This is a genomic window from Micromonospora sp. CNZ309, from assembly GCF_002846525.1.
Window position 1 is genome coordinate 6,129,371 of sequence record NZ_PJNG01000001.1, and the last position, 17,264, is coordinate 6,146,634.

The 17,264-nt window shown below is 73.7% G+C and carries 15 protein-coding genes and 1 tRNA gene; 11 read left to right on the plus strand and 5 right to left on the minus strand.

The features are described from left to right. Positions 1-43 precede the first annotated feature (43 nt). Complete coding sequence (locus CLT72_RS26490) at positions 44-1,081, minus strand: hypothetical protein (protein ID WP_101414074.1); 1,038 nt, start codon at positions 1,079-1,081, stop codon at positions 44-46. A 149-nt stretch (positions 1,082-1,230) separates the two neighbouring features. Here CLT72_RS26490 and metG point away from each other — a divergent pair, with 149 nt between their 5' ends. After that, on the plus strand, positions 1,231-3,033 hold the full coding sequence (metG, locus tag CLT72_RS26495; protein ID WP_101414075.1) for a methionine--tRNA ligase: 1,803 nt from the start codon (positions 1,231-1,233) through the stop codon (positions 3,031-3,033). 109 nt (positions 3,034-3,142) lie between these two features. On the opposite strand, the gene CLT72_RS26500 is transcribed toward metG, so the two are convergent. Both CLT72_RS26500 and CLT72_RS26505 read right to left on the minus strand, forming a co-directional pair. Next, positions 3,143-3,994, minus strand: coding sequence for an alpha/beta fold hydrolase (locus tag CLT72_RS26500; RefSeq protein ID WP_101414076.1), 852 nt, complete (start codon positions 3,992-3,994; stop codon positions 3,143-3,145). Between the two features lie 90 nt (positions 3,995-4,084). Next, positions 4,085-5,314, minus strand: coding sequence for a hypothetical protein (locus CLT72_RS26505; protein WP_101414077.1), 1,230 nt, complete (start codon positions 5,312-5,314; stop codon positions 4,085-4,087). A gap of 82 nt (positions 5,315-5,396) precedes the next feature. On the opposite strand from CLT72_RS26505, the gene CLT72_RS26510 reads away from it, so the two are divergent. The 6 genes from CLT72_RS26510 to CLT72_RS26535 all read left to right on the plus strand — a co-directional run bounded on the left by CLT72_RS26510 (position 5,397) and on the right by CLT72_RS26535 (position 11,464). Beyond that, positions 5,397-6,323 carry a TatD family hydrolase gene (locus tag CLT72_RS26510; RefSeq protein ID WP_101415405.1) on the plus strand — a complete coding sequence of 309 codons (927 nt, stop codon included), beginning with the start codon at positions 5,397-5,399 and terminating at the stop codon, positions 6,321-6,323. A 55-nt stretch (positions 6,324-6,378) separates the two neighbouring features. Continuing rightward, positions 6,379-7,248 carry a 16S rRNA (adenine(1518)-N(6)/adenine(1519)-N(6))-dimethyltransferase RsmA gene (gene rsmA, locus CLT72_RS26515; protein ID WP_101414078.1) on the plus strand — a complete coding sequence of 290 codons (870 nt, stop codon included), beginning with the start codon at positions 6,379-6,381 and terminating at the stop codon, positions 7,246-7,248. A 10-nt stretch (positions 7,249-7,258) separates the two neighbouring features. Then, complete coding sequence (locus CLT72_RS26520; RefSeq protein WP_101414079.1) at positions 7,259-8,215, plus strand: 4-(cytidine 5'-diphospho)-2-C-methyl-D-erythritol kinase; 957 nt, start codon at positions 7,259-7,261, stop codon at positions 8,213-8,215. Between the two features lie 167 nt (positions 8,216-8,382). Further along, positions 8,383-10,188, plus strand: a complete 1,806-nt coding sequence (locus CLT72_RS26525) for an ABC-F family ATP-binding cassette domain-containing protein (protein WP_101414080.1) — start codon at positions 8,383-8,385, stop codon at positions 10,186-10,188. A 113-nt stretch (positions 10,189-10,301) separates the two neighbouring features. After that, positions 10,302-10,757, plus strand: coding sequence for a DUF4383 domain-containing protein (locus CLT72_RS26530; protein ID WP_101414081.1), 456 nt, complete (start codon positions 10,302-10,304; stop codon positions 10,755-10,757). Positions 10,758-10,987: 230 nt separating this feature from the next. Next, positions 10,988-11,464: a DUF4383 domain-containing protein gene (locus CLT72_RS26535; RefSeq protein ID WP_101414082.1), complete on the plus strand. Its 477-nt coding sequence runs from the start codon at positions 10,988-10,990 to the stop codon at positions 11,462-11,464. A gap of 30 nt (positions 11,465-11,494) precedes the next feature. Here the strand turns inward: CLT72_RS26535 and CLT72_RS26540 are convergent, their stop codons facing one another. After that, positions 11,495-12,184: a TetR/AcrR family transcriptional regulator gene (locus CLT72_RS26540; protein WP_101415406.1), complete on the minus strand. Its 690-nt coding sequence runs from the start codon at positions 12,182-12,184 to the stop codon at positions 11,495-11,497. 71 nt (positions 12,185-12,255) lie between these two features. Beyond that, positions 12,256-13,212 (minus strand): acyl-CoA desaturase, encoded by a 957-nt coding sequence (locus CLT72_RS26545; protein WP_101414083.1) that lies wholly within the window; start codon positions 13,210-13,212, stop codon positions 12,256-12,258. Positions 13,213-13,462: 250 nt separating this feature from the next. Between CLT72_RS26545 and CLT72_RS26550 the strand changes: the two genes are divergently transcribed. From CLT72_RS26550 to CLT72_RS26565, 4 genes are all read left to right on the plus strand, one after another. Further along, positions 13,463-13,533, plus strand: a tRNA-Gln gene (locus CLT72_RS26550). 32 nt (positions 13,534-13,565) lie between these two features. Beyond that, positions 13,566-15,143, plus strand: coding sequence for a bifunctional UDP-N-acetylglucosamine diphosphorylase/glucosamine-1-phosphate N-acetyltransferase GlmU (glmU, locus tag CLT72_RS26555; RefSeq protein ID WP_101414084.1), 1,578 nt, complete (start codon positions 13,566-13,568; stop codon positions 15,141-15,143). Positions 15,144-15,198: 55 nt separating this feature from the next. Further along, complete coding sequence (locus CLT72_RS26560) at positions 15,199-16,179, plus strand: ribose-phosphate diphosphokinase (RefSeq protein WP_101414085.1); 981 nt, start codon at positions 15,199-15,201, stop codon at positions 16,177-16,179. Positions 16,180-16,499: 320 nt separating this feature from the next. Then, positions 16,500-17,198 (plus strand): 50S ribosomal protein L25/general stress protein Ctc, encoded by a 699-nt coding sequence (locus CLT72_RS26565; protein WP_101414086.1) that lies wholly within the window; start codon positions 16,500-16,502, stop codon positions 17,196-17,198. The last annotated feature ends 66 nt before the right edge of the window (positions 17,199-17,264 follow it).

The following is a 17,264-nucleotide window of genomic DNA, read 5'->3' on the forward strand; positions in this document are numbered from 1 at the left end:
GGGACCGCCGGCCGGTCTGCCCGGGGCGGCACCACCCCGGGTCTTACCAGGCGGCGACGAGGAAGCCGGCGGTGATCACCAACGGGCCGCCCAGGGCGACGGCCACGGCCCAGCGGCGGGCGCGCGGGTCGGCGATCCGGGTCGACCCCGTCCAGCGGGCGATCCCGGCGGCGCAGCCCAGCACCACCAGCAGGCCGAGCAGCCAGCGCAGGTGCGCGGCCGGGCCGGTGTCCGCGTACGCGGTGCCGCCGTCCGGGCCGGTCATCCGGGCCGGCAGCGTCGCGCCGGTCGCGGTGCGCTCCGCGGCCACCCCGCTCACCCGTACGCCGTGTGCGGTCCACGTCTCGTCGGCCGGGGCGAAGTTGCCCCGGCAGCGCAGCGTCAACCCGCCCCCGGTGCAGTCGGCGATCACCACCGTGCCCCGCGTGGCGTGCCCCACCGCCAGCCAGAACGGGCCGGCGCTGACCCACGCGAAGAACGCCGCGACCAGGCTCAAGGCGAGCAGCGCGGCCAGCCCCGGCAGCGGATCGGGCGGGCGGGGGCGGCGTGGTGCCCGCCGCCGCGCGGCCTCGTCCCGCGTCGACCGCTGCCGCTCGTGCGGCGGGTCCTCCCGGATCGGCGTGCCGTCCCAGTGCACCAGCTCGATCGGCGGCCAGTACGCGCCGTCGTCGTCCGGCCCGTCTCCGCCGTCCGGCGTACGCCCGGCGTCGTTCCGGTCGGGTGCGGGCCGGCCGCCCGCGCCGTCCGGCGTACGCCCGCCGTCGCCGGGGTCCGGCGGACCGTCGGCGACCGGACGCCCCCGGCGGGGCCAGCGGTTCGGCTGGCGGACCGGGACCCGGCGCGGCAGGGCGTCCACCGGTGCCCCGGTCGTGGGCTCCACCTCGACGGTGGCCTCGGTGGGCGGCGGCGCGGACGCCGCGACGGCGGCCTCGGCGGGCGGCTCCGGCGGTGCGGCGGCCGGGACCACCCGGGGGTGCGGCGCGAGGGTGCCGCGCGGCGCCCCCGCCCCACCGCCGTCCGCAGGGCCGGAGGGGCGGTCGTCGCGATCGGGGGCCGCTCGTCTGCCAGTCACGGCGTTCATTGCACCCCGCGACCGGGACCTCGGCCGGCAGCTCAGGCCGCGTGTCGGCGACAAATCGGGCAAACGGCGGAGCCCGTCCGACCGGGCCGCCGACCCGCGGGCCCTATTGGTTCGCGGTCACCGAGAGCGGGTCACTAGGCTTGCTGGTCATGAGTCACGTTCTCGCGGCGGTCGCCTGGCCGTACGCCAACGGCCCGCGCCACATCGGCCACGTCTCCGGTTTCGGCGTTCCCTCCGACGTCTTCAGCCGGTACATGCGGATGGCCGGGCACGACGTGCTCATGGTCTCGGGCACCGACGAGCACGGCACCCCCATCCAGGTGCAGGCGGACGCCGACGGGGTCACCCCGCGCGAGCTGGCCGACCGCTACAACCGGGTGATCGTCGAGGACCTGCACGGCCTCGGGCTCTCCTACGACCTGTTCACCCGCACCACCACCCGCAACCACTACGCGGTGGTGCAGGAGCTGTTCGAGGGCATGTACCGCAACGGCTACATCGTCCCGAAGACCACCATGGGGGCGATCTCCCCGTCCACCGGCCGGACGCTGCCCGACCGCTACATCGAGGGCACCTGCCCGATCTGCGGCTACGACAGCGCGCGCGGCGACCAGTGCGACAACTGCGGCAACCAGCTCGACCCGATCGACCTGATCGACCCGAAGTCGCGGATCAACGGCGAGACCCCGAAGTTCGTCGAGACCGAGCACTTCTTCCTCGACCTGCCCGCCCTGGCCGACGTGCTGCGGCAGTGGCTCGACACCCGCGAGGGCTGGCGGCCCAACGTGCTGCGCTTCTCGAAGAACCTGCTCGACGACCTCCAGCCCCGGGCCATCACCCGCGACCTGGAGTGGGGCGTGCCGATCCCGCTCGACGGCTGGCGCGAGCGCCCCGACAAGCGCATCTACGTCTGGTTCGACGCGGTGATCGGCTACCTCTCCGCCTCCATCGAGTGGGCCCGCCGCTCCGGCGACCCCGAGGCGTGGCGCCGGTGGTGGTCCACCGACGGTGAGGGGAAGGACGCCCGCGCCTACTACTTCATGGGCAAGGACAACATCGTCTTCCACTCGGTGATCTGGCCGGCGCTGCTCTCCGGCTACTCGGGCGAGGGCAGCCGGGACGGCGCGCCGGGCGACCTGGGCCGGCTCAACCTGCCCACCGAGGTGGTCTCCAGCGAATACCTCACCATGGAGGGGAAGAAGTTCTCCTCGTCGCGCCGGGTCGTCATCTACGTCCGGGACTTCCTGGAGCGCTACGACGCCGACGCGCTGCGCTACTTCATCGCCGCCGCCGGCCCGGAGAGCAACGACACCGACTTCACCTGGGCCGAGTTCCTCCGCCGCAACAACGACGAACTGGTCGCTGGCTGGGGCAACCTCGTCAACCGGTCCGTCTCCATGGCGGCCAAGAACTTCGGCGCGATCCCGCCCGTCGACCCGGCCGGCCTCACCGAGGCCGACGAGGCGCTGCTCGCCGTCGCCCGGGCCGGCTTCGCCACCGTCGGCGACCTCATCGCCCGGCACCGGCAGAAGCAGGCCATCGGCGAGGCGATGCGGGTGGTCGCCGAGGCCAACCGGTACCTCTCCGAGCAGGCGCCCTGGAAGCTCAAGGGCGAGGACGACAAGCCGCGGATGGGCACCATCCTGCACGTCGCCCTCCAGGTGGTCAGCGACGCCAACACGCTGCTCACCCCGTTCCTGCCGCACTCCGCGCAGAAGGTGCACGAGCTGCTCGGCGGCACCGGCGTGCACGCCCCGATGCCGGTGATCGAGGAGGTCGAGGACCTCGACGGCGGGCCCGCGTACCCGGTGCTGACCGGCGACTACACCGTCGGCGCGCGCTGGGAGTCCGTACCGCTGGAGGCCGGTCGGCCGCTGGCCGCGCCGAAGCCGGTCTTCCGCAAGCTCGACCCGTCGATCGTCGACGAGGAACTGGCCCGCCTGGCCGACTGACGGCCGCCTGCCCAGCCGACGGGCGCGACCCCCTCGGGGGCCGCGCCCGTCGCCGTCGGGTGCCGGCCGCCGCGCCGGTCGCCGTCGAGGAGCCGGTGGCCGTGACGCGTCACGCCCTGGCCATCGCCGGCGCGCCGATGAAGTCCATGATGCTGCGGTTCACCTCCGCCGCGTTCGTCCACGGGATGCCGTGCGGCGCGCCCTTCAGCGTGACGAGCTGGCTGCCGGGCAGCATCGGCTGGAGCCGCTGTCCGGTCTTCGGGTACGGCAGCACCGCGTCGGCGTCGCCCTGCACGATCAGCACCGGCACGTCGATGCGGGACACGTCGCCCCGGAAGTCGGTCTGCCAGGCGTCCACGCTGTCGTGGGTGCCCTTCGCCGAGGCCCGGGCGCCGATCTCCCAGTGCGCCCGGAACGCCTCCTCGCTGACCAGCCTGCCCTTGTTCTCCTGGTAGTTGAAGAACGCCTCGCAGAAGGTGGTGAGGTAGGCGAACCGGTCGTCGAGGATGGCCTGCTGGAAGCCCTGGAACAGGCTCTTCTCGACCCCCTCCGGGTTGTCCGAGGTCTTCAGCAGGAACGGTGCGAGCGGGGCCAGCAGCACCGCCCGGTCGACCCGCTGCGAGCCGTACACGCCCAGGTAGCGGGTCACCTCGCCGGTGCCCATCGAGTGCCCGACCAGGATCGCGTCGCGCAGGTCCAGCTCCGTCATCAGCACGTCGAGGTCGGCGGCGAAGGTGTCGTAGTCGTACCCGGACGCCGGCTGGGCGGAGTTGCCGAAACCCCGCCGGTCGTACGTGATCGTCCGGTATCCGGCGGCCAGCAGCGGCCCGGTCTGCTTCTCCCAGGTCGCCCCGTTGAACGGGAAGCCGTGGATGAGCACGATCGGCTGCCCGGAGCCGTGGTCCTCGTAGTACAGGTCTACGGGGGCGGAGTTCTCCGTCCCCACGGTGATGAAAGGCATGCGCGTCTCCTCGTCACGTGACGGTCGGGACGCCGGCGGGTTCCCGCCCTGCCGGGGGTTATGCCGCCGCACGCGCCTGCCGGGCCCGGGTCACGGCGCGTACGGCAGGTCCACCACCCGGTCGTCGGTGACCTCGTCCGCGGGCGCCCACGTCTCGTAGACGCCCCGCTCCTGGCACTGCGCCCCGGTCTCCGCCACGGCGTCCGGGCCGGGCCGGCGCAGGCGCAGGCGCAGCCACCCGGACTCCTCCCGCAGCACGAGGCAGGGCACGCCCCGCCAGTCGGCCAGCCGCAGCCGGCGCGCCGCCGACTCCACCGGGTAGCGGGCGGCCCGCGTCATCGCCAGCACCCGGAACCCGCCAGGCAGGTCGGCCACCGCCTCGTACTCGCCGCCGGCGTAGCCGCCGACCAGGCGGGTGGAGCGGGGTGCCTCGCCGGTCGGCACGTACTCCTGGTCGGGGGAGAGCCCCGGCACCGCCGCCAGCAGGTGCCGCCACTGCGGGCCCACCATCCGCAGCCAGCCGCGCTGCTCGGCCTGGTAGCTGTAGAGCACCACCTCCGCGCCGTCGGGCGGGTAGGCGAGCAGGGTGGCGTTCGCCGGCATCGGCAGGTCCGCGAAGTCCCGGGTGACGAACTCCGGGACGAGCTGGGCGCTGCTGGGCACGAAACCGGTGCCGAGCACCGCCCCGCCCAGCCGGTCCCGTGGCGCGAGCGCGGTCAACCCCCGGTGCGCCTCGCCGACCGGCACGTCGTAGTCGGCCGGGTCGGCCGCCCGCCAGCGCAGCGCGTACGTGACGTCCGCCCCGTCGGGACCGTCCGTGCCGTCGGTGCGCAGCACGGCCGTGGCCGCCGGCGTACGCAGGTGCGCCACGTCGTGCTCCCGGTAGCAGAAGCCGTGCGGAAGCCACCCGCGCACGTACCCGGCGAGCTGCCGGGCGGAGAGCACCTTGACCATCCGGGTGCCCCGCCGCAGCACCGCCGAGGCGCGCACCGCCGCCAGCGTCGGGTCACCGGCGGCAGCCGGCTGCTGGCTGAGCTGCTGCACGTACGACCAGCCCCGCTCGCGGTGCAGCGGCACCAGCAGCGAGGACTCCGCGTCCTCGGCCGGCCCCGCCGGTGGCACGACGCCGACCTCGGTCGCGTGCGCGAACCTGCGCCACGGCAGCGCGGCGCCGGGCCGGGGCGCCCACTCGAATCCGGGTGCCTCCTCGGCACTGAACAGCTCGTACGCCGCGCCCCGGGCGATCTCCTCCGCCGGGTACATCACGCCCCCGTACGTCACGCGCGGGCCGTTTCCGCTGCTCTGAGGGGTGACGGTCACGCCGACGACGCTAGGCGCGAGATGTGCCCTTCCGGTGAACGGCCGGTGGCGTCCCCGGAACACCGGCCGCCCGCCGTGTGTGATGCTGGCCGCGATGAGCGAGCCCACCGAAACCCGCAAGCAGCGCGCCGCCCGCCGGGCCGGGGAGTTCCCGCCCGTACCCGAGCCGCTGCCCAGCCCCGTGCTGGACAGCCACACCCACCTCGACATCACCGTCAGCGAGGCCGGCGTACCCCCACGCCCGCGCGCGGACGGGGAGCCGGGCGACGGGCCCGCCGGGGACCCGGTCGCCGCGGCCGTCGCCGTCGCGGCGTCGGTGGGCGTCGACCGGCTGGTGCAGGTCGGCGTGGACGTCGCCTCCTCCCGTTGGGGCGCCGACGTCGCCGAAACCCACCCGGCCGTGCTGGCCACCGTGGCGCTGCACCCCAACGAGGCCCCCCGCCTGGCCGACCTGGACGAGGCGCTGCGCGAGATCGAGGCGCTCGCCGCCCGGGACCGGGTGCGCGGCATCGGCGAGACGGGGATGGACTTCTTCCGCACCGGCGAGGAGGGCCGCGCCGTGCAGGAGGAGAGCTTCCGGGCGCACGTCGCCATCGCCAAGCGGTACGGCAAGGCGCTGGTCGTCCACGACCGCGACGCGCACGCCGACGTGCTGCGGATCCTCGACGACGAGGGCGCCCCGGACACCGTCGTGCTGCACTGCTTCTCCGGCGACGCCGACTTCGCCCGCGAGTGCGTCCGCCGGGGCTACCTGCTCAGCTTCGCCGGCACGGTCACCTTCGGCAGCGCCGCCGCCCTGCGGGAGGCCGCCGCGGCGACCCCGGTCGGGCAGCTCCTGGTGGAGACCGACGCGCCCTACCTGACGCCGATGCCGCACCGGGGCCGGCCGAACGCCTCGTACCTGATCCCGCTGACCGTACGGTCGCTGGCCGAGACGACCGGCACGGACCTGGACGAGCTCTGCGCCGCCATCTCCGCCACCGGCGAGCGCGTCTTCGGCCCGTGGTGACGGGGAGGCGCCCTGGCCCGCGCGCCCCGGGAGCGGCCCGCATAGGCTACGGGGCGTGACCGGTCTCCTCGGCCCGGCGGAGATCCGGGAACTGGCCGCCCGGCTGGGCGTCACCCCCACCAAGAGGCTCGGCCAGAACTTCGTGCACGACCCGAACACCGTCCGGCGCATCGTCACCGCCGCCGGGCTGACCCCGGACGACGTGGCGCTGGAGGTCGGCCCCGGCCTCGGCTCCCTCACCCTCGGCCTGCTTCCCGCCGCCGCGCACGTGCACGCCGTGGAGCTGGACCCGACGCTGGCCGCCGCGCTGCCGGAGACCGCCGCCCGGCACGCCGGGCCCGACGCCGCGCGGCTGAGCGTGCACCACGCCGACGCGCTGCGCGTGCGCGCCGCCGAGCTGGCCGATCCCGCGCCGACCGCGCTGGTGGCGAACCTGCCCTACAACGTGGCCGTGCCGGTGGTGCTGCACCTGCTGGCCGAGCTGCCCAGCCTGCGCCACGGGCTGGTGATGGTGCAGAAGGAGGTCGCCGACCGGCTCGTCGCCGGCCCGGGCTCCAAGGTGTACGGGGTGCCGTCGGTCAAGCTCGCCTGGTACGCCTCGTCCCGCGCCGCCGGGAAGGTCCCGCCGAACGTCTTCTGGCCGGTGCCGAACGTCGACTCGGGGCTGGTCGCCTTCACCCGCCGCGAGCCGCCCCGCGCCGACGTACCCCGGGAACGGGTCTTCGCCGTGGTGGACGCGGCCTTCGCGCAGCGCCGCAAGACCCTGCGCGCCGCGCTGGCCGGCTGGGCCGGCGGCGCCGACCGGGCGGCCGGGGCGCTCACCGCCGCCGGCGTCGACCCCGGCGCGCGGGGCGAGGCGCTCACCGTCGAGCAGTTCGCCGCCATCGCCGCGTCGGCTCCGGTCGCCCCACCCGCCGCGCAGTAGGCTGACGCCCGTGACCGAGGCCTGGGGACCGGACGACGAGGACGAGCAGCGGCGGCGTGGCGCCAGCGGACCGGTGCGCGTCCGGGTGCCCGCCAAGGTCAACCTGCATCTCGGGGTGGGGCCGTTGCGCCGCGACGGCTACCACGAGCTGAATACCGTCTACCACGCCATCTCGATCCACGACGAGCTGACCGCCCGTCGGGGCGACACGCTCACCCTCACCATGGAGGGCGAGGGCGCCGGCGAGCTGGCCCTGGACGACACCAACCTGGCCATCCGGGCGGCCCACGCCCTCGCCGGCTACGCCGGGGTGCCGCCGCACGCCCGGCTGCACCTGCGCAAGCAGATCCCGCTGGCCGGCGGGCTGGCCGGCGGCAGCGCCGACGCGGCCGCCGCGCTGGTCGCCTGCGACGCGCTCTGGGGGACCGGGCTGTCGCGCGACGAGCTGGCCCGCATCGCCGCCGGCCTCGGCTCGGACGTGCCGTTCCTGATCCACGGCGGCACCGCGCTGGGCACCGGCCGGGGCGAGACGGTCAGTCCCGTGCTGGCCCGCCCCACCACCTGGCACTGGGTGGTGGCCGTCGCCGACGGCGGCCTCTCCACGCCGGCCGCCTACCGGGAACTGGACCGGCTGCGCGACGCCGGCACCGCCGGCGAGCCGCTGGGCAGCACCGACGCGCTCTTCGCCGCGCTGCGCCAGCGCGACCCCCGGGTGCTCGCCGCGACCCTCGGCAACGACCTCCAGGACGCCGCCCTGGCGATGCGCCCGTCGCTGGCGGAGACGCTGAAGGCCGGCGAGGCGGCCGGCGCGCTGGCCGGCATCGTCTCCGGTTCGGGGCCGACCTGCGTCTTCCTCGCGGCGGACGCCGCCGACGCGGAGCGCATCGCCGCGGAGCTGACCACCGCCGACGTGTGCCGCGAGGCGCGCACGGCGCACGGCCCGGTCCCCGGCGCGCGCATCACCTGACCGGCCCGCTCCTTCCCGCAGCCCGACCCGACCTCCCCGGGGGCCGCCGGCCCAGGTGCGCGGGAGCCCGTGCCCGGCGGGCGGCGGGGCGGTCCGCGTACGCTGGAAGCTCAGGCGTCCCAGGTGCCGACCGGCACCGGGACGCCTTGATCATGGGAGGTGAGGTCGTGGCCAACATCGTCAACCTGGACCGGGTGTCCAAGGGCTACGGGGCCGCCGGGCCGCTGCTCACCGACGTCTCGCTCGGCCTGGACGACGCCGACCGGATCGGCGTGGTCGGCCTCAACGGCGCCGGCAAGTCCACGCTGCTGCGGCTGCTCACCCGGATCGAGGAGCCGGACGACGGCCGGGTCACCCACCGCCGTGACCTGCGGGTCGCCTGGCTGCCGCAGACCCTCCAGCTCGCCCCCGAGGCCACCGTCCGGGACGTGGTGCTCGGCACCGCCTGGCTCGGCGAGAGCATGGGCGCCGAGCACGAGTGGGCCGGCGACGCCGGCGTGCGGGCCATCCTCGACGGCCTCGGCATGCCCCACCTCGGCCTCGACCAGCCTGTCGGCCCGATGTCCGGCGGCGAGCGGCGGCGGGTCGCGCTGGCCGCGCTGCTGGTGCGCGAGTCCGACCTGCTCATCCTCGACGAGCCCACCAACCACCTCGACGTCGGCGGGGTCGACTGGCTGGCGAAGTACCTCGTCGGCCGCAAGGGCGCGCTCGTCGTGGTGACCCACGACCGGTGGTTCCTCGACGCCGTCTGCACCACCACCTGGGAGGTCGCCGATCAGACCGTCCGGGCGTACGAGGGCGGCTTCGCCGCGTGGACGCTGGCCCGCGCCGAGCGGGACCGGGTCGCGGCGGCCACCGAGGCCCGCCGGCAGAACCTGCTCCGCAAGGAGATCGCCTGGCTGCGGCGCGGCCCGCCCGCTCGCACGTCCAAGCCGCGCTTCCGCATCGACGCCGCCAACGCCCTCATCGCCGACGTCCCGCCGGCCCGCGACACCATGTCGCTGCAACGGCTCGCCACCGCCCGGCTCGGCAAGCAGGTGTACGACCTGGAGCACGTCACCCTGCACGCCGGCCCGAAGGAGATCCTGCGCGACACCACCTGGCAGGTCGGCCCCGGCGACCGGATCGCCGTCCTCGGCCGCAACGGGGCGGGCAAGACCACCCTGCTGCGGATGCTGGCCGGCATCACCCGCCCCGACGGCGGGCGCTTCGCCACCGGCTCGACGGTCCGGCCGGCCTTCCTCTCCCAGGAACTGGCCGAGTTGCCCGGTCACCTGCGCGTGCTCGAAGCGGTGGAGGAGGTGGCCCGGCGGGTGCAGCTCGGCGACCGGGAGGTCTCCGCCGCCCAGCTCGCCGAGGTCTTCGGCTTCGACGACCGGCGGCTCTGGACGCCGGTCAGCGACCTCTCCGGCGGCGAGCGCCGCCGCTTGCAGATGCTGCGGCTGCTCGCCGGTGAGCCGAACGTGCTGCTGTTCGACGAGCCCACGAACGACCTGGACACCGACACCCTCGCCGCGCTGGAGGACCTGCTCGACTCCTGGCCCGGCACCGTCATCGTGGCCAGCCACGACCGGTACCTCATCGAACGGGTCACCGACGTCGCGTACGGGATGTTCGGCGACGGCCGGCTGGTGCACCTGCCCGGCGGCGTCGACGAGTACCTCGCCCGGGCCGCCGGGCAGCCCGGCCCGGCGCTGCCGGAGACGGCGTCCGGGGCCGGCGCCGACGCCCCCGCCGCGACCGGCATGTCCGCTGCCGAGGCGCGGCAGGCCCGCAAGGAGCTGGCCCGGCTGGAACGGCAGGTCGCCAAGCTGGAGCAGAAGGAGGCCACGCTGCTCGACCAGCTCGCCGCGCACGCCACCGACTACGCCAAGGTCGCCGAGCTCGACGCCCAGCTCAAGGAGCTACGGGCCGAGCGGGAGCGCACCGAGGAGTCCTGGCTGGCCCTGGCCGAGGAGATCCCGGCTAGCTGAGCCACCGCCTGCTCGTGGCGCCGCACCTCCAGGCCCCCCGTGTGCGGCGTCACACCCCGGCGTGCGGGACAATCGCTGTCGACCCTCACCCGAACGGCGTTGGAGACTCAGACATGGCCCACACCCCCGTCAACCACCCCGCGCGGCCGGTCTACCGGGCGATCGGCGGGCTGACCGGTCTGTACCTGGTGGCCTTCGGCGTGCTCGGCATCGTCGCGAGCGCCGGCAACGAGGTCCTCGCCCAGGATGACACCCAGGTCCTCGGCCAGGGCACGAATCTCGGCTTCTCGCTGCTCAGCGTCCTGCTGGGGGCCGCGGTGCTGGCCGGCACCGCGATCGGCCGCAACATCGACGTGATGATCAACCAGTGGCTGGCGTACGTCATGATGGTGATCAGCCTCGCCGGCCTCGCCTTCATCCAGACCGAGGCCAACATCTTCAACTTCAGCGTCTTCACCGTCATCGCGCTGATGGTGCTCAGCCTGGTCCTGCTGATGGTCGGCATGTACGGCAAGGTCGGCACGGACGAGGAGCAGGAGGCCTGGCAGAAGGCCCGCCTCGTGCTCTGAGCTCTTCTGCTGCTGGGTTGTCGCCGGAGCCCGACCCGCTCCGGGCGGTCAGGCTTGATCCCTGCGCGGGTCGGGCTCCGGCGACAACCGACGTGGTCCCACTCCGACCCGGCCCTGCGGCCCGGTGGGGGTGGGATCTTTGCGGTTTCGCCCGCCGTTGGGCGGTTTGGCAGACGGATGACCTTCTACGGAGGACAATCGGGGTGAATGTCCTGATTGGTGGAGGGGCCATGCCGCACTTTCCCGTGAACCATCCGGCACGACCGGTCTACCGGCTCCTCGCCGGCCTGGTGGGGCTCTACATCCTGGTCTTCGGGGTCTGGGGCGTCGCCCTGACGGTTGGCGACCCGCTCTTCGACCGGGGCGACAACTGGGCCCTCGGGCTCCGCACCAACCTGGCCTTCTCGCTGGCCTCCGTCGTCTTCGGGATCGTGCTCATCGTCGGGGCGTCCCGGCGCGGCAACCTCGGCCACTACATGAACCTGACCGCCGGGATCATCTTCCTGGTCACCAGCATCCTCATGATGTCGGTGCTCCAGACCCAGGCCAACTTCCTCAACTTCTCGATGTCGACGGTGATCGTGTCGATGCTCTTCGGCCTGCTCCTGCTCGGCACCGGCCTGTACGACAAGGTCGGCACCGACGAGCACGCGGAGGAGGAGCGGCGCCGCCGCCACCACCCGGTCTCCGAGGCCCACGGCCGCTGACCGGCGACGGCCGGCGCCAGGGCTGCTCGCTCAGCGCCCCCGGACCGTGATCAGGCTCGGCTTCGCCTCCAGGTGCGACAGCCCGCTCCAGGCCAGGTTGACCAGGTGCGCCGCCACGGTCTCCTTGCGCGGCTTGCGCACCTCCAGCCACCAGCGGCCGGTCAGCGCCACCATCCCCACCAGGGCCTGCGAGTAGAGCTCGGCCAGCTTCGGGTCGTAGCCCCGGCTGGAGAACTCGGCCCCGAGGATGTGCTCCACCTGGTGGGCCACGTCGTTCATCACGCTGCTGAAGTTGCCCGCCGCCGACAGCACCGGCGACTCCCGTACCAGCACCCGGAAGCCGCTGGTCTCCTCCTCGATGTAGGTCAGCAGGGCCAGTGCCGCCTGCTCCAGCAGCTCGCGCGGGTGCCCGGCGGTCAGGGCCGTGGTGATCCGGTCCAGCAGGGCGCGTACCTCCCGGTCCACCACCACCGCGTAGAGCCCCTCCTTGCCCCCGAAGTGCTCGTAGACCACCGGCTTGGAGACCTTCGCGCGGGCCGCCACCTCCTCTATGGAGGTGGCGTCGAAGCCGCGCTCGGCGAAGATCTGCCGGGCGATCGCGATCAGCTGCTCCCGGCGCTGGGCCGCCGACATGCGTACGCGTGCGGAGGGTTTGCCGGCCCCGGCGGGAACCGCCGGCCGCCGGCCGGTCGCGCGGTCGCGGCCAGGGACATCGGCCATGGTCTCGTCACTCCGCCGGCGCTCGGTCACCCGGCCATCCTGCCAGGCGGCCCCCGCGCCCACCGCCCGCGCTACCGCCCGGCGGCCGGCCCGACGAGCTTCGCCGCGATGCGCTCGGGCTTCGGCCAGCGCACGTCCCAGGCCGCGCCGGCCTTCTCGAACAGCCAGATGACCCGGGCCGAGATGTCCACCTGCCCGCGCAGTACGCCGTGCCGGGCGCTGGTCGGGTCGGCGTGGTGCAGGTTGTGCCAGCTCTCGCCGAACGACACGATCGCCAGCGGCCAGAAGTTCGACGCCCGGTCGCCCTGGCGCACCGCGAACGGCCGCTCCCCGTAGACGTGGCAGACGGAGTTGATGGACCAGGTGACGTGGTGCAGGAGCGCGATGCGCACCAGACCGGCCCAGAAGAGCGCGGACAGCGCCCCCCGCCACGACCAGGTGAGCAGGCCGCCCATCAGCGCCGGACCGAGGACCGAGACCACCACCAGCAGCGGGAACAGCCGGTCCACGCGGTTGATGTCCCGGTCGGCGAGCAGGTCCGGGGCGAAGCGCCGGCGGTTGGACAGCTCCCGGCCGAAGAGCCAACCGACGTGCGCGTGGAACAGGCCCTTGGTCAGGCCCCGGACGCTCTCGCCGTACCGCCACGGCGAGTGCGGGTCGCCCTCCAGGTCGGAGAAGGCGTGGTGACGCCGGTGATCGGCCACCCACTGGATGATCTCGCCCTGTACCGCCAGCGAGCCGGACGCCGCCAGCGCGACCCGCAGCCAGCGCTTCGCCTTGAACGACCCGTGGGTGAAGTACCGGTGGTAGCCGACCGTGATGCCCAGGCCCGAGACGACGTACCAGAACGCGGCGACCGCCACGTCGGTCCAGGTCAGCCAGCCGCCCCAGGCGACCGGCACGGCGGCGAGGAGGGCCAGGAAGGGGATCACCACGAACGCCCAGAGGGCGATGAGGATGCCCCGTGACTGGGTGCCCTGGGTGAGCGGCTTCGGACCGGCGGCGGGGTCGAGGGACGTGGCGGCCATGGCACCTCGCAAGGGGACGCGATGATCACGTAGTTACGCCTACGTCACCGTAACTTAGGTGCCCGGGATGCGCACGGGACAGCGGCGGGGATAAATGGCTGGGGGCGTCGCGCGCCCGCCCGAGGTGCTGCGCACGACCGATCCACCGCCTGCCGATGGACGCGGGGAGGAAATGGGCGATGGCGTCCCGGGCGAGGGGCGCTAAGGTGTAGGAGTCCGGCAGGCTGTTAAGTTTGCCCGTTTTAGACCGTCCCGGGTCGTCTAATGGCAGGACGTCAGGTTTTGGTCCTGATTGTAGGGGTTCGAGTCCTCTCCCGGGAGCTTCCGCTCGTCGCAGACGATGTCTGGTTAGCATGGCCGCGAGATTGTTCGCCGTCCCGACGGGAGCCCGTGTCGTGTCCCAGCCCCACCTCCGCACCGTTGTCGTGCTCGCCGCCGGTGAGGGCAAGCGGATGAAGTCGGCGCTGCCCAAGGTGCTGCACCCGCTACTCGGCCGCACCCTCGTCGGCCACGTGCTCGCCGCCGCCGCGCCGCTGGCCGCGGACCGAACGGTGGTCGTGGTCGGCCACGGCGCCGACCAGGTCCGCGCGCACCTGTCGCAGATCGCCCCCACGGCCACCCCGGTGCTCCAGGCCGAGCAGCTCGGCACCGGCCACGCCGTCCGGATCGCGCTGGACGCCGTGCCGGACGCCACCGGCACCGTGGTCGTCATCAACGGCGACGTGCCGCTGCTGCGCCCGGAGACGGTGGCCGCGCTGGTGGAGGCGCACGAGGGCGCGGGCGCGGCGGCGACCGTGCTCGCCGCCGAGGTGCCCGACCCGACCGGCCTGGGCCGGATCGTGCGCGACGCCGGCGGGCGGCTCGAGCAGATCGTCGAGGAGCGCGACGCCACCGAGGCGCAGCGGGCGATCCGGGAGATCAACGCAGGCATCTACGCGTTCGACGTCGCCCGGTTGCGCGACGCGCTCGGCAAGTTGTCGACCGACAACGACCAGGGCGAGGAGTACCTGACCGACGTCTTCGCCCTGCTGGGCTCGGCCGGTGAGCCGGTGGCCGTGCACGTGGCGGCGGACCACGTGGAGACGCTGGGCTGCAACGACCGGGTCGAGCTGGCCACGCTGCGCCGGCTGCTGCGCGACCGCGTCAACGAGGCCTGGATGCGTACCGGGGTCAGCCTGCTCGACCCGGACACCACCTGGATCGACGTGACGGTCGCCCTCGACCGGGACGCGGTGGTCGACCAGAACACCCAGCTGCGCGGCGGCACGGTGGTCGGCACGGGCGCGGTCGTCGGGCCGGACGTGACGCTGATCGACACGGTCGTCGGCCCCGGCGCCACGGTGCTCCGCAGCCACGCGGTGGGCGCGGAGGTCGGCCCGGGCGCCAGCGTCGGGCCGTACGCGTACCTGCGGCCGGACGCCCGGCTGGCCGAGAAGGCCAAGGTCGGCACGTTCGTCGAGGTGAAGAACTCCGAGGTGGGCGCGGGCGCGAAGGTGCCGCACCTGTCGTACGTGGGCGACGCGACGATCGGCGCGAAGGCGAACATCGGCGCGGCGACGATCTTCGTGAACTACGACGGGGTGCACAAGCACCGCACCACGGTCGGCGAGGCGGCGTTCATCGGCTGCGACACGAGCCTCATCGCCCCCGTCGAGGTGGGCGCCGGGGCGTACGTGGCGGCGGGCAGCGCGATCACGCAGGACGTGCCGCCGGGCGCGCTCGGGGTGACCCGCGCGCCGCAGCGCAGCATCGACGGCTGGGTGGCCCGCAAGCGTGCCGGTACGGCCTCGGCGGAGGCGGCGGCGCGGGCCCAGAAGGCCGATGAGGATGCGTCGGCGTCGGGATCCCGGGCAAGTGAAGGTGAGGCAATCCACGGGGACGCCGAGCCGGTCAGGTCGGCCCCGGGCGCGGGGGATACTGCAACCGAATAGTCCCCGGCCCACCATCACCGCCGGGTACCACCGACCAACGGGAGCAGACGGGCCCATGGGCAGCATCGTCGCCGAAAACCGCAAGAGCCTGATGCTTTTTTCCGGACGTGGCTTTCCGGAGTTGGCCAAGGAGATCGGTGAGGTGCTCGGCGTCGCGCCGACGCCGGCCGACGCGTACGAGTTCGCCAACGGTGAGATCTTCGTACGGTTCAAGGACTCGGTACGCGGTTCGGACGCCTTCGTGGTCCAGTCCGTCACGCACGGGGTCAACACGTGGGTCATGGAGACCCTCATCATGATCGACGCGCTGAAGCGCGGTTCGGCCAAGCGGATCACCGTGGTCCTGCCGTTCTACCCGTACGCCCGGCAGGACAAGAAGCACCGCGGCCGGGAGCCGATCTCGGCCCGGCTGGTGGCGGACCTGCTGAAGACGGCCGGGGCGAACCGCATCCTCACCGTCGACCTGCACACCGCGCAGATCCAGGGCTTCTTCGACGGGCCCGTCGACCATCTCTTCGCCATGGACATCCTCGCCGAGTACGTCCAGCACAAGTACGACGGCCGTCCGATGACGGTGGTCGCGCCGGACTCGGGCCGGGTACGCGTGGCGGAGCGGTGGACGGACCGGCTGGGTGGCTGCCCGCTGGCGTTCATCCACAAGACCCGCGACCCGCTGAAGCCGAACCAGGTGGTGGCGAACCGGGTGGTCGGCGAGGTCGAGGGCCGGGTCTGCCTGATCGTCGACGACATGATCGACACGGGCGGCACGATCTGCGGGGCGGCGGACATCCTCCGGGAGTCCGGCGCGGCCGACGTGATCGTCGCCTCGACCCACGCGCTGCTCTCCGACCCGGCGACCGAGCGGTTGAAGAACGCCCCGATCAGCGAGGTCGTGGTCACCAACACGCTGCCGCTGCCGCCGGAGAAGCAGCTCGACAAGATCACCGTGCTGTCGATCGCGCCGCTGCTGGCGCGGGCGATCCGCGAGGTCTTCGACGACGGCTCGGTGACCACCCTCTTCGGTGGCCTGAGCTGACCGTCCGACGCCGGGCCGGGGTGCGTTCGCGCCTCCCGGCCCGGCGTCGGAGGGGTGTCGTCGACCGGGGCCGGATCACCCTGCGGGCCTGCGGGAACGGTGATAAGGGGACTGCCGGAGCGCGCGGAATCAGCTCGGGTAGACTGGTGCGGTTGCCACGGCGAGGGTGCCCGGCGGGCCGCTGACAAGCGCCGCACGGAGGCACCGTCATCGACGCGGTGCTCCGGGCAGTCGTTCTCGACGCATGAGCCCCAGCGAGCCCCTCGCCCCAGCACCGCCAGACGACAAGCCGCCGCAGCGAAAGCATCAGGAGTTTTCCCGTGTCCGAGGTAAAGATCAGCGCCGAGCCCCGCACCGAGTTCGGCAAGGGTGGTGCCCGTCGTACCCGCCGGGCCGGCAAGGTGCCCGCCGTGCTGTACGGCCACGGCGAGAAGCCCAAGCACATCGCGCTGCCGTCCCGCGAGTTCGCCGCCGCGATCCGCAAGGGTGGCGCCAACCAGCTCTTCGCGATCGAGGTCAGCGACGGCACCCAGGTGCTGGCGCTGCCGAAGGCGATCCAGCGTGACCCGATCAAGGACACCTTCGAGCACGTGGACCTGCTGCTGGTCCGTCGGGGCGAGAAGGTCACCGTCGAGGTCCCGGTCCAGCTGACCGGCGAGGCCGCGAAGGACACCCTGATCGTGCACGACCACGACACCCTGTCGGTCACCGCCGACGCCACCAAGGTGCCGGACCACCTGGAGGCCTCGATCGAGGGCATGGAGGCCGGCACGCAGGTCACCGCCGGCGACGTGGAGCTGCCGGCCGGCGTCGAGCTGGCCGCCGACGCGGACCAGACGGTCGCCTCGGTGACCGCCGCGCCGACCGCCGAGCAGCTCGAGGCCACCCTCCCCGAGGTCGAGGAGGCCGCCGAGGAGGCCGAGGCCGGTGTCGGCGAGGAGACCGCCGAGGCCGCCGAGGGCGCCGAGGCTCCGGCCGCCGAGGGCGAGGAGAACGCCGAGGCGAAGACCGAGGCCTGATCGGTTCGCAGCGTTGCGACAGGCGTCCCCGCGCGGTCGGGGGCGCCTGTCGGCGTATCGGTGTCC